The following is a 21,916-nucleotide window of genomic DNA, read 5'->3' as shown; positions in this document are numbered from 1 at the left end:
TTTTAATAAATAATTGGTGATGACTAATTACGAAAGTCCGGAGTATCTTGGATTTCTAAGAACCATATTTAATTACTGAGCGAAATATTGTTAAGCTTTTATTGATTAGGCAAATGTTCTGCTTAATTCTATGTAAGTTTATATTGGTTGTCTACAGCCTCAAGATAGATAAGAAGCAAGCAAACGTTGTCATGATTTGGCAAAAATTATGTACGGCGATCAGCATTTACAAAATATTTTATAAAAACTCGTAAAAATAATATTTTGTTTTTTCTCTACTTTGTAGTAGACGCTTATTTTGAGGGTTGACTTAAAAAAACATCAGTAATACTAAACAATACTTTCGATAGAGACCCAAAAGGGGAATTACTAGATTTTAGATAGATAAAATCACCGATATTATTTTATTAAAATGATGGACAAGAATAAACGAAGGAGTAAAGAGTTATGTCTGAAGAGAAAAAAGCAAAGTCTAATAGTCAAGATACCACAGCTTCCGGTGGCTACCAAACTCCCCTCAACGAAGAGATTCGTAAAACTGGCACTGCTGCTGAGTCTAACGCTAGAGAAAGTGCTAAACCAGAATCACCAGGTGAAGATGATGTCGCTGGTAGCCCCAATCAAGGGACTGAATCACGATAATTGAACTTAAATATTTCCTATAGAAATAGCCCTAGTGATTTTTGCATACTTGCCATAGTTGAACCTTGAGTTGGTAAATACATTAAAAAATGTATTTATCGGCTCTTTTTGTATTTTTTATTTTTAAATTAATATAAAAAACCAGATTATTCCAGGTTGAAAAAAATTATACAGATAGACATATTGGTAAGGTCTGTCACATATAATTCTTTATTGTCATCCATGTGCTTACAAATTTCCTGGAAAAATTACCAAGGTTTGAGATGCTGTATAAACCCGACTGCAAAAGACAACGGCATCAATAAGCAAAACTTTAGCACATGAATTTGGGCAATATATAGTTAGTAGATTTTATGGATTTAATTTTTAGTTCCCTATTCCGGCTACTCCTCAATTTATCAGAGGTTTTGCATACTACGGTCATGGAGGTCAAATTGCTTACTAAATGGATCGCATTGCTATTTTTGATTTATGAATCACTACGTGCCTTGTACAGTCCTGCTAATCGATAAATGCAGCGAAGAGCGAGCAAATATGACTCGCCATTTACAGCAAGACAGTTTATATAACTATCAAATTATAGAATTTTCGATAGCAAAAGAGGCTTTAAATTGGTGCCTAGAGAAAACACCAGAGATTATTTTGCTAGATTTTGCCTCTGTCAATGAGAATGCTTCAATTTTTCTGGAGAAATTGCGGTCAAGGCTGAGTAATAGCCAATTTACCGTCATCCTGTTGATCAAACCAGGAGATGAGGATCTGGCTGTCCGTGCGATGAAAAGCGGCGCTCAAGATTATCTGATCAAAAATCAGATTACGCCGGAAATTTTACAACGAGTAATTCGTCATGGCATGGAAAAGATGTATCTAATGCAACAGCTAGCACAGACCAAGGCAGCATTGCAACAAAGCGAACACCGTTATGCAACATTGGCAGAAGTTGTCCCAGTGGCTATTTTCCGTCTTGATGCAGACGGGAACTGTATTTACGTCAACGATCGCTGGAGTCAGATCACGGGTGAACCAATACAAGCAGCCTTGGGCAGAGGGTGTCTAGATACTATACATCCAGAAGACAGCGATCGCCTTTTCCATCAATGGACTGAAGTATTGACCCAAGAAAAAATGTATTGCTATGAAGGTAAGTTCCTGCGTAAAGATGGCACCACAATTTGGTTCTATATGCAGATATTACCTGAAACAGACCAAAACGTTACTACCATCGGCTATGTCGGCACACTGACAGATATTAGCGAACAGCAAGCTGCATTGGACGATGGACTACGCCCCACTATAGGCGATCTCATAGAAGCCGAGGCAAAACTCCGGAAAATTTCGGAACGCTTAACTCTCGCCATCAGTTCTGGAAGATTTGGCATCTGGGAATTTGACTGCGTTCAAGAAAAAGTAATTTGGGATGAGCGAATGTACGAATTGTATGGTGTTCACCCTGAGGATTTTCCCGGTAATTTTGATGCTTGGTTAAGCTTTGTGCATCCAGATGATCAAGATTATCTCTTGGTAACTATCCAGCAAGTTCTGCACCAAAACCAAGAATATGATGCAGAATTCCAAATTATTCAGCCGAGTGGAGAAATCCGTGTCATCAAAGCTTATGGTGTTCTCAATTGCGATGAACAAGGTAAACCTATATTGATGGTTGGGATTAACATCGATATCACAGAACGCAAACAAGCAGAACAAGAACTGATCCACAACCGAGATTTGCGAGAAGTAATTTTTAATGAATCTGCTGATGCGTTGTTTCTAGTCGATCCTGTAACATTGCTTACCCTGGATTGTAACCGGCGGACGGTAGAACTATTTGAGGCAACTAACAAAGGTGAATTACTGGGGATTGAAGGTAGGACGCTCCAGCGTCGTCCCTTTACTAGTAATGAAATTGATACTATTGTCACCCAAATGCAGACTAAAGGGTTTTGGAGTCAAGAGATTGAATATGTGACTCTTAAAGGCAAATTATTTTGGGGAAATATAGCTGCCAAACCAATTACCATAGCTGGTCGTACCCTCAACTTAGTCCGGGTGACCGACATCAACGAACGCAAACAAGCAGAAGAAAAACTGTTGCGGACAAATGAACAGCTTGCCAAGGCCAACGCCGAACTTGCCCGTGCTACCCGCCTCAAAGACGAATTTTTGGCAAACATGAGCCACGAATTGCGTACCCCACTCAACGCCATTCTGGGTATGTCTGAAGGTTTTATTGAAGGCGTGTTTGGTGCCATTAATCAAAAGCAGGCAAAAGCGATCGCTACTATTAAACGTAGTGGCAAACATCTACTGGAACTGATCAATGACATCCTCGACTTGTCCAAAATCGAGTCAGGCAAACTAGAACTGCAAATCAGTGATGTTTCTGTCAGAAGTATCTGTGATGGTAGCCTTACCTTTATTCAGCAGATGGCGTTGAAAAAAAATATCTGTCTTAGTACTCATATAGGTTCTAATTTAGATACCATTCAAGTAGACGATCGCCGTTTACGCCAAGTACTAATCAACCTCCTCAGCAACGCCGTCAAGTTTACCCCAGAAGGAGGTAATGTGAAGCTCACGGTTTGGCTGGAGGAAGTAGGCACAAATGAGACATTAGGGGCAGAAAAACTCATATCTCAATCCTCCATTCCCAGCCCCCATATCTGTTTCCGCGTCACCGATACTGGTATCGGTATCGCCTCAGAAGACATAAGCAAATTATTTCAGCCTTTTACCCAACTTGATAGCAGCCTCAATCGCAACTACACCGGGACAGGGTTAGGTTTAGCACTAGTTAAACGAATTACTACCCTACACGGAGGAACCATCTTAGTTAACAGTGAAGTCGGACAGGGTAGTTGTTTTACAGTCCGCATTCCTTACCTGAGTGGGGATAATTCTCTCAAAAAACTACAAGATCCTGAGCGTGTTGATCTACCTGCTACCCTGATACCAAAAACTTTGACAATACCCGTAATTTTGCTGGCAGAAGATAATCAAGCAAACATTGATACTATATCTAGCTATCTGGAAAGTCGAGGATATGAGATGGTATTAGCAGAAAATGGACAACAAGCTCTTGATTTTGCTAGAGAAAAATGCCCAGATTTAATTATTATGGATATTCAAATGCCAGGAATGAACGGATTAGAGGCGATACGCCAGATCCGTAATGAGCAAAAATTTATTGATATTCCCATAATTGCTTTAACAGCCCTAGCCATGCCAAGCGATCGCACGACTTGTTTAGCGGCTGGAGCTAATGAATATTTGACCAAGCCAATAAAACTAAAACAACTGGTATTAACCATTCAACAACTTTTAAAAAACCATCAGGAACTACATACATCAAAATACCGGAAGAGTGACTAGGAAAAGTTTTCCCTACTCAGCACTATTTTCAACTTAGTCAGGAAGTATTCTAAATGGAAACTCAACCATCCATTTTGGTGATTGATGATGAACCGGATAACTTTGATGTTGTAGAAACATTGCTAGATGGCGAAAACTATCAGTTGCATTATGCTTCTGGTGGTCAACAAGCGATCGCTCGCCTCAGCAGTTTTCAGCCGGATGTGATTTTGCTAGATGTGATGATGCCTCATTTAGATGGGATAGAAGTATGCCGACGCATTAAAGCTGATCCCCAGTGGCAGGCAGTACCCATTATTATTGTCACAGCATTAACTGCTAAAGAAGACCTGGCTCACTGTTTGAACGCAGGAGCAGATGACTTTATTAGTAAGCCTCTCAACAGCGTAGAGTTAAGAGCTAGAGTTAATTCTATGTTGCGGATTAAGCAACAGCATGATAACTTGCAAGGTTTACTTAAATTGCAGGAAGACATGGTTAATATGATTGTCCATGACCTGCGAAATCCTCTAGCCAGTATTGTGATCTCAACAGAAATGCTCAAATTTCCTAGTTTGCCACCAGACAAACAGCAACAAAAAGTAAGTCAAATAGCGATCGCCTGTCAACAACTACAAACCCTGATTGATAGCCTATTGACCATGGCCAAGCTAGAATCCGGTAAAATGGTGCTTAACTATACAGAGATAGACCTTTGTGCTATTTGTATATCAGCCTTAGCAGATATTGAAGATATTGCTGCTCAAAAGCGTCTGAGGCTCATCAGCGAATTACCAGAACCGGGTGGTATGGTCAAAATAGATGCAGCTATTTTTCGCCGAGTACTAGATAATCTGCTCTCTAATGCAATTAAGTTTTCACCATCAAACGCACGGGTAATTCTCAAAGCAGCGTATTTAGAAACAGGTGCGAAATTACAGGTGATTGATTCAGGTAAAGGAATTTCTCAAGAATTAAGGCACAGCATTTTCCAGAAGTATGAAATCGGCAATATAGTGTCCGAAGTTTCCCAACTTGGTCTAGGATTAGCATTTTGTAAAATGGCAATAGAAGCACACAATGGCACGATTACTATCGAAGATAATCATCCCCAAGGTTCTATTTTTACAGTCTTAATTCCCTAAGAATAAATATTTTTAACCTTTCTCTCGATTAATCCAAACACCCCTTAACCCGGCTGCTTTTGCTCCTTGATAATCTTCTTCAATACTATCGCCAATGTGCCATGCCTCTTCAGGAGAACTATTGTGTTTTTCTAAAGCGATCGCAAAAATTTTGGGGTCAGGTTTTGCTGCACCTGCTTGAGTGGAAATCGTCACCGAAGAAAAGTAGTGACTCAAACCTAAACTTTGCAAAACTGAGTACAACCGCGAATCGAAATTAGACAAAACGCCCAATTCAATCCCTATATGTTGCCAGTTGCTCAAGGATTGCACAACATCAGGATATATCACCCAAGGTTCAGCAGTGCCAAAGTGAATATATAGTTCACCAAAAAAGCTAGAAAAATCGGTAAATTGGGGCAGAACACCAGCACTTTCAAAAGTATTCAGGGCAATTTTACGCCACCACTCAAATTCACGTTGTGGTATGTCTTCAGTGTCAGCATCAGGGAATATGGGCGGCGGGGATGCTTTAAAACTTTCAACAAATGCTTTATCCACAATATCCGGTGCAACTTCTACACCAAACTCTTGGGCTATTTGACTATAAACTTTTCCGACACTACCCTTAACGCCAAAGAGTGTCCCCACAGCATCCACAAAAATAACTTTAGGCCTTTCCATTAAACTGCTTGCAAATTATAAATGTTAGTCATTGGTCATTGACTTCCCTGCGCGAAAGTGTTCAAGCAAGGAAGTGCAATCCCTAATACCTAGTACCCTTTTCATTCACAGCATCCACTGCTGAGTAAATTGTTTCTATAATAGGACGTACAAGCCAGTTAAAGCCAACTTTAAGTTGATGATCTAGTGTTGGTAATCTATACAAGTAGGCGAGACGGCGGGCAACATAAGCCAAAGAACCATCTAATTTAACTCCTAAACCTGTAAGGGTAGCATTATCTGTACCCAGTGCCATCATCTCCCCTAATTGTTGGTAACGGAAAGGTAATAGGGGACGTTGAGTAAGAGAAGCCCAAATATTCCAAGCGGCGTAGTCTGCTTGTTGAAAAGCGGCTTGTGCGGTAGCGGGTACTTGCTGACCTTCAGCGTCAATACAGTCAGCTAAGTCTCCCAGGGCGAAAATGTCTGGATGGTCAAGAACTTGGAGAGTTGGTGTATTAGTGATTTGACCACGCTGGTTCTGTTTAAAGGGCAGACTTTTCACTACGTTTGTCACCCTTGTACCCACAGTCCAAATTACCAAATCTACGGGAATGGTATCTACTTGATTTTTGTACTCTAGGGAGATGGTATTTTGTCCTATTGACTCAACTTTGGTTTCTAAATCAATAAAAACACCTTTTGCATCCAAAGCTTTCTTGGCTGCTTCGCGGTTAAAGTCTGGGGAAGTGCGTAAAATTTGATCGCTGATTTCCACTAGGCGGAAGCGTCCTCTTTCTCCTAGTCTATCTGCTAACTTACAAGCTAACTCAACACCACTATAACCAGCACCAACAATTGCTACACGAATTTTTTCTGCATCTGATTCTTCCAAGACTCGCAGACGTTCTTCCAAGCGATAGGTGTCAGCAATAGTACGGAAAGGATAGGCATAGGATATGGCACCAGGAACTAAATCTAATGGTGTTTCGCCACCTAGCGTTAAAACTAGGCGATCATAAGGGATTTCTGGGCCATCTTGCAGATGTACCCGTTGCTGGTCGATATCAATACCAGAAACAACTGCTTGATAAAAACGTATACCTGTACCTTCGAGAAGTTCAATAAAAGGGGGTGCAATTTCCCATGATTGCAGTTCTCCGGTGAGTAATTCGTACAATAAGGGGGAGAATAGAAAGCGATCGCTTTGATCTACCAGCACAATTTCCGGTTTTTGCTGAGTTTCCCAAGGTAATTGGCTTACACGTAAAGCTGTATAGAGACCGCCAAAGCCTCCACCCAGAATTACAATTCTCTTAGTCTGTTCGGTCATAAATTATATGGGAGATTCTATCCCAATAAGGCAACTAACTCTCAGTGTAATGATTTATTTTCTTCTATGACCATCAGCCAGCAATTTGAGTACTTGTCTTTATGCAGTTCATGAGCGGGTAATAACTTGACCTTCATAAACCCTCATTTCTCATAGCATCGGATAGCATAGACTACAACCATGCGCGGATCAACCACCATCTGATCAGCTAAGAATACTGCAAAATCTAGTTTACAACTATTCTTAATTTTCTATAATCTTTCCTAAGTTACAAGGATGCTCCCTACCTTCATTAAATTCCAGTAATTGCTCATCAGTCAATCATTTTGCTAATAATTATAAGAATCCGATTTGATTCTTGAAAATATCTGAGTACCTATAAGCCGGGCAATGCCCACCACAACTATCATACGGTGGGTGTTGCCTACCTTACGTATATTTCAAACATTAAATACTATTCCTATAGTAGTCTAATTTGCTATCTCCTATAAGATGAATTTAGTATTCATCTTTTCATAGCATCATAATAAAAAAATTGTAATTCGTAATCTTCAGGCTTAATCCACTCAATTATAAAATTGGTGGTTTTCCATTACTTGGAATCTCAAACCATAAATAATTTAATTACGAATTACGTTGGTTTTGGTCTTTGCTACAAAAAGCAACAGAGAAACCTACATAGGCGTTAGCCTAGCAGCAGACTATCAGAAATTACAGATTATGTTTAGTTACCACCTGTTGTGATAGCTTTATGATGTATTGCTGAGTCTTCGGCTTTTCGTTGCCATTGACCATCGTTGTCTTGTTTGTACTCGTTTCTCACACTATTCCAAGCAACATCAACTGCACCTTCTTCACTCAAGCCGTCACTTTGAGCTGCATTGAAAGCTGCAAAGAAAATCTGTTGAGCGTGTTCTGGTAATTGTTCTCTAATCTCTTGAGGTAATTCACTTATTTGTTGATAAGGCATCCATTTCACTCCCATCAATCTAACTTTGGTTTATGTTAAAATATCGGTCAGTAATTTTGCCTCTTTCTGTAAGTAGAGATGTAAAATACCCTCCTTTAGAATTAGTCAAATAGACTTAGGATCAATTGAATTATAATAGTGAATGAATATCAGTAAAAAACATTTTAATATTATGGTAATCCTAGCTAAATTATAAATGTTTGGCAAATCAAAAGGTTAACCAGAATAGTCTTGCTTATAGCATGGACAATATATTAAAAAATCCTCATGTACATATTTTTTGTTCATTTTATTAATAGTAAATTATTCTAAAGTAAATATAGGAATATTCGATTCTTTATTGGCTACATAACGATTGTAGATAAATATCTCGAAGATAGATACTTCTGCCGTAACTCGTTGTTATAGATCATGTATTATCTAGAAAGTATAGTCGATGGGCATTAACCCAAAGAGCCGGACACTTTAAAACCTAAAACCTACCTGCATCTCCTATGCCTCGCAAAACCTCATCTACATCTCATACTACTCATACAACACCATTAGCTCTCTCTCAGCTACATATCCGCTTGGCAGGACTAGAAAAAGAACACCAAGCTTTACTCAAAAATATTAAAAGCAAGCGCACTGAGTTGAGAAATTTTACTGAACAGATGCGTTCATTAGCAACAGAAACATTTCATAGAGCCAGTCCTGGCTTTACCAAAATATCAGAGCTAGACAAGGAAATCCACACTCTGTTTGCAGAAATTTTTACTACTAGAAAATTTGGTAAACAAACTGAGAAGAAAGTAAAGGCAGTTTATCTTAATCTCCAGATGGCTGGGATCATCAGTCCGAAATTCGAGAGTAAACAACCAGAACTAGAACTAGATGATATTTTTGATGATTCTCAGCAAGAAAATAATCCACGTCAAAGTCAATATGGAGAAACACAGCAGGAATTAGGATTTTCATCTGTAAATAGAACAGATGAATCGAGAAAGATTCGTCAGACATTTCTGAGGTTAGCTGAAATATTTCATCCTGATAAGGTAAAAGATAGTGAAACGCAAATAAATCATACAGAAATCATGAAGGAAATTAATAAAGCCTACCAAGAAGGAGATTTAGCAAGACTCCTGGAAATTGAGCAAAAGCATCAGGTAGGGGAGCTTATTGATAATAATAGTGAAGATGATTTAACTAGAAAATGTAAGACTTTAGCACAGCAAAATGAAATCTTGATAACTCAATACGAAAATTTAAAAAGAGAACTACGCCTAGTGAAAAATACACCTGAAGGTGTAATGGTTTCCGATTCGCGCAAAGCGGCAAAACAAGGCATAGATCCTATTGCCCAAATGTTGGAATCGATGGAAGTCCAGATTAATCTGGTTACCGAAATTCGTGATTTTGTCAAAGAATTTAAAGCACAGAAAATAACTATCAAAGAATTTCTTAATGGTCCAGAAAGTTTATATTCCTTACAACAGGAAATGATGGAGGATATGCTTGAGCAGATGTTGTCAGAACTAGATGGAATGGTTATATTTTAAATTAAGACTATGTTTTCTATTATTTTGTTAATGTGAGAAATAATATAAAATTCTAAATATTTATATATCAGCGAAGTATATTTAACTTTGTATTAAGGAATGGAATTAATATTGGCAGATTATTAACAGTTGTTTTCATAAAATTTATACTTAATTTCTGAAATCCACTAGAATGGATAATGCCAACTCTAAATATGCTTATATTTAGGATGTGCAATTGCAGGCTACGCCAATAATAATCAAATTAGATTCCTATATTAACAGTCAAACTTCAGATGAAAAAAATTCGACTTTTACTATTCAATCGCTTACCCCTAGTTCTTTCTTTAAGTATTTGCGTTTTGCTTATTATCTGGATAAATTCACCACTTTTACCATTACTAGCTAAACCTGAGACTGGAATTTTTGAGCAAGTTTGGCAAACAGTAAATGATAATTTTTATGATCCAAAAATGAATGGAGTAAATTGGAAAGTAATTAAGGAAAAGTATAAACCTAATGTATTACAAGCGAATTCAGGTCAAAAAGTTGCTGCTATTTTCAATGAAATGTTATCTGAACTCAAAACTTCCCACACCCGTTACTATACTCAAGACGATCTGGCTTACTATCAACTTTTAGGCATTTTTTATGCTAGAAGCATGGAGTTACCGAAAGAATTAAAAAAGTTTTTTCCTAACGGTAAATTTGAATACACTGGTGTTGGTTTATCTACTAAAGATATTAATGATAAGACTTTTATTAGCTCTATTTTGGATGACAGTCCTGCTGCTAGGGCTGGCTTAAAAGTAGGTGACCAGATTATTAATGTAGATGGTAATCAATATCACCCCATACGCTCTTTTGCAGGTAAAGCAGGGCAAACAGTCAAAATGTTGATCCAGCGATCGCCTACGGTGGGCGGAACGCCATCGCCTCAACTAACTAGTCGCCAAGAAATTGCTGTAGTACCGAAGGTATTTGATGCCAGCACAATGTTTTTGGAAGCTCAAATGGCTAGCATTCAGATCCTCGAACAAGAAAATAAAAAAATTGGCTACGTCCATATCTGGTCAAATGCAGCTGATCCATATCAGCAAGAGCTTCAGAATGAGCTAATCTATGGTCGCCTGAGAAACGCAGATGGGTTAATTTTGGATCTCCGAGATGGATGGGGAGGGGGAGATATTAGTTACCTCAACATCTTCACTGCTAAACAAAGTCCCAGTGTCACTCATGTTCAACGTAATGGCCGCCGATATACCTATAATTATCAATGGAAAAAACCTGTAGTGATGTTGGTAAACGAAGGAAGCCGCAGCAGTAAGGAAATTCTGGCGTTTAACTTTCAACAAAATCAGATTGGGCCAGTCCTCGGTACTAAAACAACAGGAGCCGTAGTTGCTGGTCGTCCTTATATTATGCAGGATGGCAGCTTGCTTTACGTAGCAGTCGCCGATGTTTTTCTCAATGGTAATCAAAGATTAGAAGGTAAAGGAGTTACCCCAGACATTAACGTTCCCTTTTCCTTGGAATATGCACAAGGAGTAGACCCGCAAAAACAAACAGCAATAGAGACTCTACTCAAAGCATTGTGATTTTCGCTGTCTCCTGCTGATTTTGCTTAGACGATGAACAGTGTTTGTAAACACTTAGTAAATATTAGAGAAATATTCAAAACCCCGTGTAAACTTATACGCAATACAACAAACCCTTTAGAAAACTAAACATAGCGCCTTATGTCAATTATTGCGCTCAGAGCATGGTATCTTCAGGATTATGAGCCAATTTCTGAAATAGAAAAACGGCCACCAGATATTCGTCTTAGTAAAAAAAGCTTGCTGAGATCGGCATTGCGCGCAGACTTTTTAGAAGATAGTGATGCAGTTAAACATTCAATTTGGTTTGGGCGGTATCTGGAGGGGGAAAATGTAGAATTTTATGTTGAAGGTAGCGGTAGCTACTGTGTAGCTAATATTGACTTAATTAGCCATGAAATTTATTTTATCAAGCAGACAGTTTTAGCTCAGTTAGAACCAACGATTTTCTTTTCCTATCAGACTGAATACGCCGACGCTAGTGATCTTCTCAGGGAAGGACTGGGAAAGAGTGTAGAAACATTAAACTTGCGATCGCGTATCCCACTGACATTAGTAGAATCATCTCGCCCCAAAGACGCGCCGTTACGTTTAAATCGCACCATTCTGAGAAAATTACGTAAAAGTTTGTTGTTTATTGCAGACACTACACCCATCGCTAGCATTGATAGTAAAGAAGCACAACAATTCATTCCTAGTCCTAATGTTTGTGTAGAAATTGGCTATGCTATTCAAAGCAAGCGCACAGAACAAATCTTGTTAGCACATCTGCAACGTCCAGATTATCAAGGAGAAGGAAAATTTCCTTTTGACCTACCCACACAACAAATCTTGCCATTTCGAGACAGCAAAGAACTCAATAAAATTCTCACAGGAGCCATTGAAAGCCAGTTAACAAGATATAAATTGTTCTTTTGACTTCCCTGATAATTCAGTAATCACTTAGCTATCACTGCATTCTGTCTATAGTCCGATACTGAATTGCTTCTGCTACATGATTAGGTTTTAGCTCGTCTTCACCAGCCAAATCTGCAATAGTCCGGGCTACTTTCAGAATGCGATCGCTTGCTCTAGCAGATAAACCCAATTTCTTAATTGCCGCTTCTAATAAGCTGCGACTACCATCATCTAGTTTGCACCATGTTTGCAAGTGACGACTCTGCATTTGGGCATTACAACGCAGATTAGGCTCGTCTTTAAAGCGGTTAATGGCGCGATCTCGCGCTTTTTGTACTCTTTCCCGCACAGAAACGGATTCTTCTCCTGTAGGCTGTTGGGTGATTTCTTCTGGTTTCAAGCGATTGACAGCTACTTGCAAATCAATTCGATCCATTAATGGGCCAGAAAGCTTTGCCCAATACTGCTCTCGTTGTCTTGGTGAACAGGTACACTGTTGAATAGTATCACCGTAATAACCACAAGGACAGGGATTGGTACTGGCCACCAAAGTAAACTGTGCGGGGAACATTACAGATTGTCTAGTACGAGAAATGGTGACATAACCATCTTCTAAAGGCTGGCGGAGAAATTCTAAAACATCACGTTTAAACTCTGTTAACTCGTCTAGGAAAAGAATCCCTCTGTGTGATAGAGAGATTTCACCAGGACGAGGAAAACCACCACCACCGACAAGAGAAGGCCCGGAGGCTGAATGGTGAGGACTACGGAAAGGGCGATCGCGGACTAAGGAACCACGATTTTTCAACAACCCAGCCACAGAGTGAATGCGAGTCACTTCCAAGGCTTCGGCAAAACTCAGAGGTGGTAAAATTCCAGGTAAGCGCCTTGCTAGCATGGTTTTCCCACTACCAGGAGGGCCGACAAAAATCAAATTATGTCCGCCAGCCGCCGCAATTTCTAAAGCACGACGACCATGCGCTTGTCCTTTTACGTCCTTTAAGTCGGCGATCGCATAAGATATTGGTGTGAGTTCTTGTGATTCATCTAACTTTACAGGCTGATGCTTGCCAGGGTTATTTAATAAATCCACAACCTCAGACACATTCTTGCAGCCATGCACCTCCAAACCCTCCACCACTGAAGCTTCTTGAGCATTATCTACAGGTACAACTAACCCTGCAATCCCCATTTTTTTGGCAGTAGCAGCGATCGGTAAAACCCCAGCCACAGGACGTAAGCTGCCATCGAGAGAAACTTCACCCAAAAAAAGATAATCTCCTAACAAGTCAGACTTAACCTGTTCAGAAGCAGCTAAAATCCCTATACTAATAGGCAAATCGAAACAGGGGCCTTCCTTGCGTAAGTCTGCTGGAGTCAAGTTAATCACTATTTTCCGCATTGGGAAGGCAAAACCCGCATTTTTGAGAGTAGCTTTGACTCTTTCTTTTGATTCCTGAACGGCTGAATCTGGTAGCCCCAAAACTACGATTCCCGGCAAACCCCCCGATATATCGACTTCTACGCCCACTTTCACGGCATCGATGCCGACAATTGATGCACTCCAGACTCTAGCAAGCATTGGCTAAATATTTCTTAGATGGACAGTAACCCTTTAGAATCTCTAGCAGATGAGTTCTGATAACCGCATGAGTGAAACCACAGAGACCATTTTCAGCAAAATTATTCGTCGAGAAATTCCCGCTAACATCGTCTATGAAGACGATTTAGCTCTAGCCTTTAAAGATGTGCATCCCCAAGCACCAGTACATATTCTGGTCATTCCTAAACAACCTCTTGCCAAACTTTCTGATGCAGATTCTCATGATCACGCTCTTTTGGGACATCTTTTGTTAACTGCCAAACGTGTTGCCCAAGAAGCAGGACTGGAAAATGGCTATCGCGTTGTCATCAATAATGGCAATGATGGAGGGCAAACAGTTTACCACCTGCATTTACATATTTTAGGTGGGCGACCAATGGCATGGCCGCCTGGTTGATATAAAGTCATTAATCGCGTCTAGTGACGCGATTAATAGATAAAAATTTAGCGCTAAGTGACTTAAATACTATGTAAAAAATACGTTGGATTAAAGGAGTTAGATATTTGCACACTAACGTTCTTGTGTAATTACAGATACGCCATTACTGATACTTACTTTTTGAACTAGATAATCTTTACAAGATGACAAAATATCCTTTGTCATTTGATTAGCGATACTTTCAAAATTTTGACTCGTTAATCCACATTCTGTATCACCGTTCAAAGTAATAGAAACAGTGACAATATGAGGCTCATCTACTGGTTCTATTGTCCCTATTTCAAATTCTTCAGTCCAAGCCGGCAGTTCTTCACCAGTTTGTCGTCCATACACTTTTACTCTCTCAATAGACCCAGTACCTAAACTGGTAATCCCTTTATGTACAAATGCAACTAAGGATTGTTGATTGGGAACTTTGGCAGATTCTAGCATTACCTGCAAGCAAGCATCTTTCAGGAGAACTTTTGCTGTGATGCCTTTGGGCTTTAAGTGACGATTCATCAAAAATGCGATCGCCTGAGTGTTGCCTCGTTTAGCCAGTTTTACAAGTTTTTCCTGTGACATAAGCAAGTACAGCCGAAAATTAAGCAATAATTTATTTATTCTTAAGATTCCCTATTTACTAACGCAACCAACAATAGTTAAAAATTTCACAAATGTCTTAAATCTCTACGTACATTTATTGAAATTGCTAAAATTATTATTTATAACCAATTTTTAATTATGCAGATTTACCAACCTCATCCTTGGCCATTAACGGTGGAAGAAGCCATAACTATCCAAGAAGAATTAAGACATCAAGTAATTACAGAAGACCAATTTACACAACCTGTGCAGTACGTCGCTGGTGTTGATATGGGTTTTGAAGCCGATGGCACAATTAGCCGTGCAGCAGTAGCAGTACTGAGTTTTCCTGATTTACAAGTCATCGAAACGAACCTAGCATATCGTCCTACGTCATTTCCCTACATTCCTGGTTTTCTTTCTTTCCGAGAAATACCAGCAGTACTTGATGCCCTAGCAAAAGTTCAAACAAAACCAGATATTATTTTGTGTGATGGTCAAGGAATCGCCCATCCTCGAAGATTAGGTATAGCTAGTCACTTAGGAGTACTGCTCAATATTCCCACAATTGGTGTAGCTAAATCTCTATTAATTGGTAAACATGAGGAATTAGCAGACACCAAAGGCAGTTGGCAACCACTTATACACAGAGGTGAAATTATTGGTGCAGTTCTACGAACTCGCGTAGGAGTAAAGCCTGTATATGTTTCTAGTGGACATAAAATCAGTTTACCAACCGCTATTGACTACGTATTGCGATGTACACCAAAATATCGCCTACCAGAAACTACTCGCGTAGCCGATAAACTAGCATCCAATCGATAAAGTCATCAAGCCACAATATAAATTTGTTGAAGTTTGTTCTCAAAACTTGCTTGCAACTGCTCACTCATGTTAGGAATCGCACAGAAGGAAGTTGAAGTAGCTAAACAAGAGTTACCCAAGTTAGAAAAATGAACGCACTAACTCTACAGTGGCAAGATGGTGGACAAAATAAAACTCAGCAAATTTACGAACAACAGCCAAGTAAAAATCCTGGCACTGTCCGCATTGGTCGAGATCCTCTCCGGTGCGATATTGTTTTAACTAACCCAACGGTATCGGGTCTGCACGTAGAAATATTTTTTCATTCTCAGCAGCAAAATTTTTATATCAGAAATTTGCGATCGCAAAATCCCCCACTTGTAGATGGACAACAACTAATTCAAGGTGAAAAACCTTTAAATCAAGGTAGTATCATCTACTTAGGTCAAGCTCAACTTCACATCACAACTATTACTATTAACACCATCGCTGCCACTGTTTTATCCCTACCGCAACCACCCATTGCCAGTCCTCAGGTAGTTACACCCCCTCTACGTCAACAGCCATCACCATCGCCGATACATCATCATCAAGCTACACCACAAGGAGTGTACGGTTTAGAGTGTCCAAAATGCCATCGCGTATCTTCACTAGAAAATCTGCAAGTCGGCTGTCCTTGGTGCGGTACATCTTTAGCCGCAGCAGTGAGCGTATTAGTAGCACCGAATTGACGAGATCGACAATGGGAGATATCAGGGATAAAAAACTACTGACAACTGACCAATGACTAACCTACAAATTCAATTGATTTGGGAAGACCCAACAACTGGAGAACGGCGAGAACCAAAGTTGGATGTGCCTATTGCTTTTGGTCGAGAATTTGTGCGTTTACCTGCCGAACTGGATGGAAAGCGCGTTTCCAGAATGTTGCTAAACAGTGATCAAGTTTCTCGCTACCACGCTCTCATTGTCTGGGAAAACAACCAACTAGTAGTAATTGATCAAGATAGTGTTAATGGTATATTCATCAACGGTCAGCAACAAAAACGTAGTGTTCTGACTAACGGTGATACATTACAAATTGGCCCTTACATAATGATGGTGAAACTCACAGTTCCCGTCACTACACCGCTCACCAATCCTCCTTCATTAATTCAATTTAATCCCAATACCAATCTTCCTGATCCGAACTTACCAGCAACCCCTCCTATCACACCTTTAGGAAACAATTTTCCACCACCATTATTTCAAGCAGAACAGGTTCCCATACAAGCACTCCACGCTACAGGCCTCCCCGTTGATGAATGTGATTATCTAGCAGTTGGTGGAGGATTAGGCAGCTTTATTTGGACTGATTTATTGCGAATTAGTGGTGTTCGTGCGGAGAAAATTGTAGCGCTAGGGTTAGAAGCAGAACCTTACGCGCGGTATAAACGCCTTTGCCTTAATTCCCAAATACCTTTACACGAAAGATTGCGGTCAAATTCTGATTCTTGCCCTGATAATATTTGGGGTTGGCCTAGTTATGCTTGGAGAGAAGCCTGGCGGGACTGCACTAAAGGTCAGTTAAGATCAGCATTACAGTATCTATGGCAAGTATTCGCTGAACCAACCTTTGCCGAAACTTATACTCCCCGTGCAAGCAATGTTTTTGATTCCATTGATAGAGAAGCCAAGCGGATTAACTGGAATCAAATTTATCGCTATGGGCGAGTCAGATCAATTCGCAAAACTGATGACGGTAGATATTGTGTAGCCTATTCTCGTGGGCAAGGCAATCATGCTTTTTTGGTTAGTCGTTATTTACATTTAGCTACAGGGTATCCAGCAATTCAGTTTCTCCCCGATTTACAAGCTTATAGAGAGAAGTACCGAGATTTTAAATCGGTCGTCAATGCCTATGAAGCACACGACCATGTATATGAGCAATTAGAACACCAAGGTGGTACAGTCCTGATTCGGGGTCGCGGAATTGTCGCTTCACGTATCGTCCAACGCATCTATGAAGCAAGACAGAAAAATCCTCACATTACAGTTTTGCACTTGATGCGATCGCCTAAACCCCAAGGCAACACATTTCAAAAAGCCACACGTCTCGTCAAAAACCATTACGAATTTCAACCTTTCAACTGGCCAAAAGCCTGCTGGAGTGGCGAACTGCGGGTCATGTTAGAACAAGCCACTCCAGAAGAACGCAAACGCTTACTAACAGACTGGGGTGGTACAACTACCGCCGACCGACAAGACTGGCAACGCATTACAGAACAGGGGTTAAGAGAAGGTTGGTATCAAATTACCTTTGGCGAAGTGTTGGGAGTGGAAAGAGATTCACAAAACCGTACCATTACCAAAATCCAAGAAAAAGGTTTTGGGGAAATGAAACTGACAGCTGATTTTATTGTTGACGCTACTGGTTTGGATGCCAAAGTGCAAGCTAATCCTTTGTTAGAAGACCTAGTAAACCAATACAACTTACCCTTAAACTACCTGGGGCGCTTAACAGTCGCCAATAATTTTGAAATCCCAGAAATGCGGCATGGTAAAGGGCAAATGTATGCAGCCGGGGCAATTACCCTTGGTGGACCTTACGCAGCCGTTGATAGTTTTTTGGGTTTACAATATGCTGCTCTTGTCGCTCTTGACGGACTTGCCGCAGCCCGTGCGCCTGGTGTCCGCCGTTTAAATGGAGTCAGTTCTTTTAGCCAATGGTTAAAGTGGGTATTTAATCAGTCACCATCATAACCACGACAAAATTTTTGATATAGTCGCTTCTGTACAGGTCAGTTACAGAAAGATTACCTTAAATAATACGCCTTATGTGAATTAAGCCGGAGGATGCTGTTCAAAGGTAAGCACATCAATACCAAAACGCTGACGCAAAAAAAGGCGTAGAGTATGACTGGTGATTTTAGCGGCAACATGAACGCAGAGAGCATCAACTTTCTTTCTCAGTAGACGTTCCAAATTACGTCCGGTATTTTGTACTTCGTGAAAGACACCTTCAACACGTTCGCGCAAGCTGTTTAATAAACCTTCAAAGGCTTTTGGCTGTTGTTGAAGTTGATTAGCTCGTTTTGGGGTAAATATTTGATTACCTGTGGTTTTGAAAATATCGGTCTGCCATTCACCACCAATAAATCCTTTGTCAGCCAAGATGCGACAGCCACGAACGCCGCCTAGAACAGATTCAGCCGCAAGACGTTCATCAGTACTGGCAGGTACTAAGGAGTAAACTAAGGGTATACCGTTGAGAGTACTGATGAGTACCAATTTGTAACCAAAGTAGTTCATTTTCCGGCTGGCACACCACCCATAATCAGCACTACCTGTAAAATCACTTCTGAGTTTATGTCGCTTATAACCCACTACTGGTACTGGTTTTGTATCCAACAGTAGGGTGCGCTCAAAGATGGCTCCCAACTCCACCACCCAGAAACGTCTTAATTCTTCCAGCATTCCTTCCAAACGTCTGGCTCTTCGGTTGAACTGACGAAAGGTCTAACAGTTTTGGGAAGAGGCTCAAATAGTTGGCTCGCACAAACCCTAAATACTGTTGTTCTCCTGGGTATGGGAAAAAATCCATTGCTACTAATAACGTTAACATTTCACTATCCGTGAATCTTGGTGACGGGCCTGGTAATAACGGTACATAACGATAGCCCTTGAGCTTATACCAGTCATCTATTAGCACAAAAATTGTCGTCAACAGGGTCGAACGGGCCTGGTAATAACGGTACATAACGATAGCCCTTGAGCTTATACCAGTCATCTATTAGCACAAAAATTGTCGTCAACAGGGTCGAACCGTCCACCATATTCATTGGGAGACCTCAAGCTTTGGTGTCGTTACCTTTATCTTGTGGTTTCCCCTTCTTTTTTGCTACCCCATCTCACATAAGGCGTTTAATATCAGTCCCTATATCGACATCGATTTACGTTTATTAGTGCGTCACGACTCATTCAATGTGGAAATGCTATTGAATGCTGTCGAAAAAAATCTATTTGAGTGCCTGAAAAGGGTGGCTGTGGGGGGATAGGGAGAGACAAAAAAATAAAATCCAAAAAAATTTTGCCAAAAGAGTTGACAAGACTGAGTAGGTTGGATATATTGGATAAGTGCCTGAGAGAGGGGCGCGACGAAGCGCCGCTCGGTAGGGAGCCGAACCTTGAAAATATTATAGTTTGAAAGCTAGTATACGACAATAGCCTGCGTCAAGAAAATAAAAAACACCAGGCTAAGGTGTATAAAGAGAAGTCGAAAAGAGCTAAAAGCAAATGTCTTCAAAACGGAGAGTTTGATCCTGGCTCAGGATGAACGCTGGCGGTATGCTTAACACATGCAAGTCGAACGGTCTCTTCGGAGATAGTGGCGGACGGGTGAGTAACGCGTGAGAATCTAGCTTCAGGTCGGGGACAACCACTGGAAACGGTGGCTAATACCGGATGTGCCGAAAGGTGAAAGATTTATTGCCTGAAGATGAGCTCGCGTCTGATTAGCTAGTTGGTGTGGTAAGAGCGCACCAAGGCGACGATCAGTAGCTGGTCTGAGAGGATGATCAGCCACACTGGGACTGAGACACGGCCCAGACTCCTACGGGAGGCAGCAGTGGGGAATTTTCCGCAATGGGCGAAAGCCTGACGGAGCAATACCGCGTGAGGGAGGAAGGCTCTTGGGTTGTAAACCTCTTTTCTCAGGGAATAAAAAAATGAAGGTACCTGAGGAATAAGCATCGGCTAACTCCGTGCCAGCAGCCGCGGTAATACGGAGGATGCAAGCGTTATCCGGAATGATTGGGCGTAAAGCGTCCGCAGGTGGCACTGTAAGTCTGCTGTTAAAGAGCAAGGCTCAACCTTGTAAAGGCAGTGGAAACTACAGAGCTAGAGTACGTTCGGGGCAGAGGGAATTCCTGGTGTAGCGGTGAAATGCGTAGAGATCAGGAAGAACACCGGTGGCGAAAGCGCTCTGCTAGGCCGTAACTGACACTGAGGGACGAAAGCTAGGGGAGCGAATGGGATTAGATACCCCAGTAGTCCTAGCCGTAAACGATGGATACTAGGCGTGGCTTGTATCGACCCGAGCCGTGCCGGAGCCAACGCGTTAAGTATCCCGCCTGGGGAGTACGCACGCAAGTGTGAAACTCAAAGGAATTGACGGGGGCCCGCACAAGCGGTGGAGTATGTGGTTTAATTCGATGCAACGCGAAGAACCTTACCAAGACTTGACATGTCGCGAATCTTCTTGAAAGGGAAGAGTGCCTTAGGGAGCGCGAACACAGGTGGTGCATGGCTGTCGTCAGCTCGTGTCGTGAGATGTTGGGTTAAGTCCCGCAACGAGCGCAACCCTCGTTTTTAGTTGCCAGCATTAAGTTGGGCACTCTAGAGAGACTGCCGGTGACAAACCGGAGGAAGGTGGGGATGACGTCAAGTCAGCATGCCCCTTACGTCTTGGGCTACACACGTACTACAATGCTACGGACAGAGGGCAGCAAGCTAGCGATAGCAAGCAAATCCCGTAAACCGTAGCTCAGTTCAGATCGCAGGCTGCAACTCGCCTGCGTGAAGGAGGAATCGCTAGTAATTGCAGGTCAGCATACTGCAGTGAATTCGTTCCCGGGCCTTGTACACACCGCCCGTCACACCATGGAAGCTGGCAACGCCCGAAGTCATTACTCCAACTTTTAGGAGAGGAGGATGCCTAAGGCAGTGCTGGTGACTGGGGTGAAGTCGTAACAAGGTAGCCGTACCGGAAGGTGTGGCTGGATCACCTCCTTTTAGGGAGACCTACCCAACTGAGAATCGAAAGCGTAAAGCGAATAGAGGAACAGATGGTCTACTCTAGGTCGGTCGTAGATATTGTCAAAGCTTTCAAACTATGATTTGGTTCGATAATGGGCTATTAGCTCAGGTGGTTAGAGCGCACCCCTGATAAGGGTGAGGTCCCTGGTTCGAGTCCAGGATGGCCCACCTGAAGCAAGTCAAAAGTTAAAAGACAAAAGTCAAAAGTAGTTATTTACTTTTGAATTTTGGATTTTGAATTTTGAATTGTATTTGGGGGTTTAGCTCAGTTGGTAGAGCGCCTGCTTTGCAAGCAGGATGTCAGCGGTTCGAGTCCGCTAACCTCCACATGAAAAGGCAAGCCAAGAAAGAGGAAAAATTCAGCAACTAACGGGAGTTAGACTGCTGGGTAGTACCTAGCCAGAACCTTGAAAACTGCATAAAAACGCGATTAGATTAGCAGGCAGACACAGACAAACTGTGAATGCAGGATAAAACCAATGGAATTGTGGTCAAGCTAATAAGGGCTAATGGTGGATACCTAGGCACACAGAGGCGAAGAAGGACGTGGTTACCGACGAAATACTCCGGGGAGTTGGAAGCAAACATTGAGCCGGAGGTGTCCGAATGGGGCAACCC

Annotated in this window: 16 protein-coding genes, 2 tRNA genes, 2 rRNA genes and 1 pseudogene (1 of these 21 only partly in view); 14 read left to right on the top strand and 7 right to left on the bottom strand. The window is 41.3% G+C overall.

Going from position 1 to position 21,916, the window contains the following annotated elements; genetic code table 11:
* Positions 1-447: 447 nt before the first annotated feature.
* The 3 genes from ACN222_RS20510 to ACN222_RS20500 all read left to right on the top strand — a co-directional run bounded on the left by ACN222_RS20510 (position 448) and on the right by ACN222_RS20500 (position 5,135).
* Positions 448-642 carry a hypothetical protein gene (locus ACN222_RS20510; protein ID WP_010998238.1) on the top strand — a complete coding sequence of 65 codons (195 nt, stop codon included), beginning with the start codon at positions 448-450 and terminating at the stop codon, positions 640-642.
* Positions 643-1,113: 471 nt separating this feature from the next.
* The gene (locus ACN222_RS20505) at positions 1,114-4,011 is read left to right on the top strand and encodes a response regulator (protein WP_010998237.1); all 2,898 of its coding nucleotides are present in this window, start codon (positions 1,114-1,116) and stop codon (positions 4,009-4,011) included.
* Positions 4,012-4,064: 53 nt separating this feature from the next.
* Positions 4,065-5,135, top strand: a complete 1,071-nt coding sequence (locus ACN222_RS20500) for a hybrid sensor histidine kinase/response regulator (RefSeq protein ID WP_010998236.1) — start codon at positions 4,065-4,067, stop codon at positions 5,133-5,135.
* A gap of 12 nt (positions 5,136-5,147) precedes the next feature.
* Here the strand turns inward: ACN222_RS20500 and ACN222_RS20495 are convergent, their stop codons facing one another.
* From ACN222_RS20495 to ACN222_RS20485, 3 genes are all read right to left on the bottom strand, one after another.
* Complete coding sequence (locus ACN222_RS20495) at positions 5,148-5,798, bottom strand: HAD-IA family hydrolase (RefSeq protein ID WP_010998235.1); 651 nt, start codon at positions 5,796-5,798, stop codon at positions 5,148-5,150.
* Between the two features lie 82 nt (positions 5,799-5,880).
* On the bottom strand, positions 5,881-7,110 hold the full coding sequence (locus ACN222_RS20490) for an NAD(P)/FAD-dependent oxidoreductase (RefSeq protein ID WP_010998234.1): 1,230 nt from the start codon (positions 7,108-7,110) through the stop codon (positions 5,881-5,883).
* A 724-nt stretch (positions 7,111-7,834) separates the two neighbouring features.
* The gene (locus ACN222_RS20485) at positions 7,835-8,080 is read right to left on the bottom strand and encodes a ChaB family protein (RefSeq protein WP_010998233.1); all 246 of its coding nucleotides are present in this window, start codon (positions 8,078-8,080) and stop codon (positions 7,835-7,837) included.
* A gap of 494 nt (positions 8,081-8,574) precedes the next feature.
* Here ACN222_RS20485 and ACN222_RS20480 point away from each other — a divergent pair, with 494 nt between their 5' ends.
* The 3 genes from ACN222_RS20480 to ACN222_RS20470 all read left to right on the top strand — a co-directional run bounded on the left by ACN222_RS20480 (position 8,575) and on the right by ACN222_RS20470 (position 12,113).
* Positions 8,575-9,618, top strand: coding sequence for a J domain-containing protein (locus tag ACN222_RS20480; protein ID WP_010998232.1), 1,044 nt, complete (start codon positions 8,575-8,577; stop codon positions 9,616-9,618).
* Positions 9,619-9,893: 275 nt separating this feature from the next.
* On the top strand, positions 9,894-11,195 hold the full coding sequence (locus tag ACN222_RS20475; protein WP_044522084.1) for a S41 family peptidase: 1,302 nt from the start codon (positions 9,894-9,896) through the stop codon (positions 11,193-11,195).
* Positions 11,196-11,336: 141 nt separating this feature from the next.
* On the top strand, positions 11,337-12,113 hold the full coding sequence (locus ACN222_RS20470) for a hypothetical protein (protein ID WP_010998229.1): 777 nt from the start codon (positions 11,337-11,339) through the stop codon (positions 12,111-12,113).
* A gap of 31 nt (positions 12,114-12,144) precedes the next feature.
* Here ACN222_RS20470 and ACN222_RS20465 read toward each other — a convergent pair whose 3' ends face one another.
* Entirely contained in the window at positions 12,145-13,674 is a 1,530-nt protein-coding gene (locus ACN222_RS20465) for a YifB family Mg chelatase-like AAA ATPase (RefSeq protein WP_010998228.1), read from the bottom strand.
* 67 nt (positions 13,675-13,741) lie between these two features.
* On the opposite strand from ACN222_RS20465, the gene ACN222_RS20460 reads away from it, so the two are divergent.
* The gene (locus tag ACN222_RS20460; protein ID WP_044522083.1) at positions 13,742-14,092 is read left to right on the top strand and encodes a histidine triad nucleotide-binding protein; all 351 of its coding nucleotides are present in this window, start codon (positions 13,742-13,744) and stop codon (positions 14,090-14,092) included.
* A gap of 114 nt (positions 14,093-14,206) precedes the next feature.
* Here the strand turns inward: ACN222_RS20460 and ACN222_RS20455 are convergent, their stop codons facing one another.
* On the bottom strand, positions 14,207-14,698 hold the full coding sequence (locus ACN222_RS20455; protein WP_010998226.1) for a hypothetical protein: 492 nt from the start codon (positions 14,696-14,698) through the stop codon (positions 14,207-14,209).
* Between the two features lie 159 nt (positions 14,699-14,857).
* Between ACN222_RS20455 and nfi the strand changes: the two genes are divergently transcribed.
* The 3 genes from nfi (at position 14,858) to ACN222_RS20440 (ending at position 18,244) form a co-directional block, all read left to right on the top strand.
* Complete coding sequence (nfi, locus tag ACN222_RS20450) at positions 14,858-15,523, top strand: deoxyribonuclease V (protein ID WP_010998225.1); 666 nt, start codon at positions 14,858-14,860, stop codon at positions 15,521-15,523.
* 128 nt (positions 15,524-15,651) lie between these two features.
* Complete coding sequence (locus ACN222_RS20445) at positions 15,652-16,233, top strand: FHA domain-containing protein (protein WP_010998224.1); 582 nt, start codon at positions 15,652-15,654, stop codon at positions 16,231-16,233.
* A 52-nt stretch (positions 16,234-16,285) separates the two neighbouring features.
* Positions 16,286-18,244, top strand: coding sequence for an FHA domain-containing protein (locus tag ACN222_RS20440; RefSeq protein ID WP_010998223.1), 1,959 nt, complete (start codon positions 16,286-16,288; stop codon positions 18,242-18,244).
* A gap of 81 nt (positions 18,245-18,325) precedes the next feature.
* On the opposite strand, the pseudogene ACN222_RS20435 reads toward ACN222_RS20440, so the two are convergent.
* Both ACN222_RS20435 and ACN222_RS20430 read right to left on the bottom strand, forming a co-directional pair.
* Positions 18,326-19,241: pseudogene (locus tag ACN222_RS20435) on the bottom strand (IS982 family transposase).
* Positions 19,180-19,323 (bottom strand): hypothetical protein, encoded by a 144-nt coding sequence (locus ACN222_RS20430; RefSeq protein WP_158303721.1) that lies wholly within the window; start codon positions 19,321-19,323, stop codon positions 19,180-19,182. The pseudogene ACN222_RS20435 and the gene ACN222_RS20430 overlap by 62 nt, the downstream one beginning before the upstream one ends.
* A 462-nt stretch (positions 19,324-19,785) precedes the next feature.
* Here ACN222_RS20430 and ACN222_RS20425 point away from each other — a divergent pair.
* The 4 genes from ACN222_RS20425 to ACN222_RS20410 all read left to right on the top strand — a co-directional run.
* Positions 19,786-21,274: ribosomal RNA gene (locus ACN222_RS20425) — 16S ribosomal RNA — on the top strand.
* Positions 21,275-21,392: 118 nt separating this feature from the next.
* Positions 21,393-21,466: transfer RNA gene (locus ACN222_RS20420), tRNA-Ile, on the top strand.
* Between the two features lie 86 nt (positions 21,467-21,552).
* Positions 21,553-21,625 (top strand) — tRNA-Ala (locus ACN222_RS20415).
* A 162-nt stretch (positions 21,626-21,787) separates the two neighbouring features.
* A 23S ribosomal RNA gene (locus ACN222_RS20410) occupies positions 21,788-21,916 on the top strand (it continues 2,699 nt past the right edge of the window).
* Together the 16S and 23S rRNA genes with 2 tRNA genes alongside form the textbook arrangement of a ribosomal RNA operon.

The sequence above is a fragment of the Anabaena sp. FACHB-595 genome (assembly GCF_048568275.1).
Lineage (GTDB): Bacteria > Cyanobacteriota > Cyanobacteriia > Cyanobacteriales > Nostocaceae > Trichormus.
This window is presented reverse-complemented; position numbering and strand designations above follow the sequence as displayed.

Coding starts and splice junctions, on each gene's coding strand:
- ACN222_RS20440 (WP_010998223.1), top strand. CDS start 16,286: ATGACTAACCTACAAATTCAATTGATTTGGGAAGACCCAACAACTGGA.
- ACN222_RS20490 (WP_010998234.1), bottom strand. CDS start 7,110: ATGACCGAACAGACTAAGAGAATTGTAATTCTGGGTGGAGGCTTTGGC.
- ACN222_RS20475 (WP_044522084.1), top strand. CDS start 9,894: ATGAAAAAAATTCGACTTTTACTATTCAATCGCTTACCCCTAGTTCTT.
- ACN222_RS20430 (WP_158303721.1), bottom strand. CDS start 19,323: ATGAATATGGTGGACGGTTCGACCCTGTTGACGACAATTTTTGTGCTA.
- ACN222_RS20505 (WP_010998237.1), top strand. CDS start 1,114: ATGAATCACTACGTGCCTTGTACAGTCCTGCTAATCGATAAATGCAGC.
- ACN222_RS20495 (WP_010998235.1), bottom strand. CDS start 5,798: ATGGAAAGGCCTAAAGTTATTTTTGTGGATGCTGTGGGGACACTCTTT.
- ACN222_RS20455 (WP_010998226.1), bottom strand. CDS start 14,698: ATGTCACAGGAAAAACTTGTAAAACTGGCTAAACGAGGCAACACTCAG.
- ACN222_RS20485 (WP_010998233.1), bottom strand. CDS start 8,080: ATGCCTTATCAACAAATAAGTGAATTACCTCAAGAGATTAGAGAACAA.
- ACN222_RS20445 (WP_010998224.1), top strand. CDS start 15,652: ATGAACGCACTAACTCTACAGTGGCAAGATGGTGGACAAAATAAAACT.
- nfi (WP_010998225.1), top strand. CDS start 14,858: ATGCAGATTTACCAACCTCATCCTTGGCCATTAACGGTGGAAGAAGCC.
- ACN222_RS20500 (WP_010998236.1), top strand. CDS start 4,065: ATGGAAACTCAACCATCCATTTTGGTGATTGATGATGAACCGGATAAC.
- ACN222_RS20465 (WP_010998228.1), bottom strand. CDS start 13,674: ATGCTTGCTAGAGTCTGGAGTGCATCAATTGTCGGCATCGATGCCGTG.
- ACN222_RS20480 (WP_010998232.1), top strand. CDS start 8,575: ATGCCTCGCAAAACCTCATCTACATCTCATACTACTCATACAACACCA.
- ACN222_RS20460 (WP_044522083.1), top strand. CDS start 13,742: ATGAGTGAAACCACAGAGACCATTTTCAGCAAAATTATTCGTCGAGAA.
- ACN222_RS20510 (WP_010998238.1), top strand. CDS start 448: ATGTCTGAAGAGAAAAAAGCAAAGTCTAATAGTCAAGATACCACAGCT.
- ACN222_RS20470 (WP_010998229.1), top strand. CDS start 11,337: ATGTCAATTATTGCGCTCAGAGCATGGTATCTTCAGGATTATGAGCCA.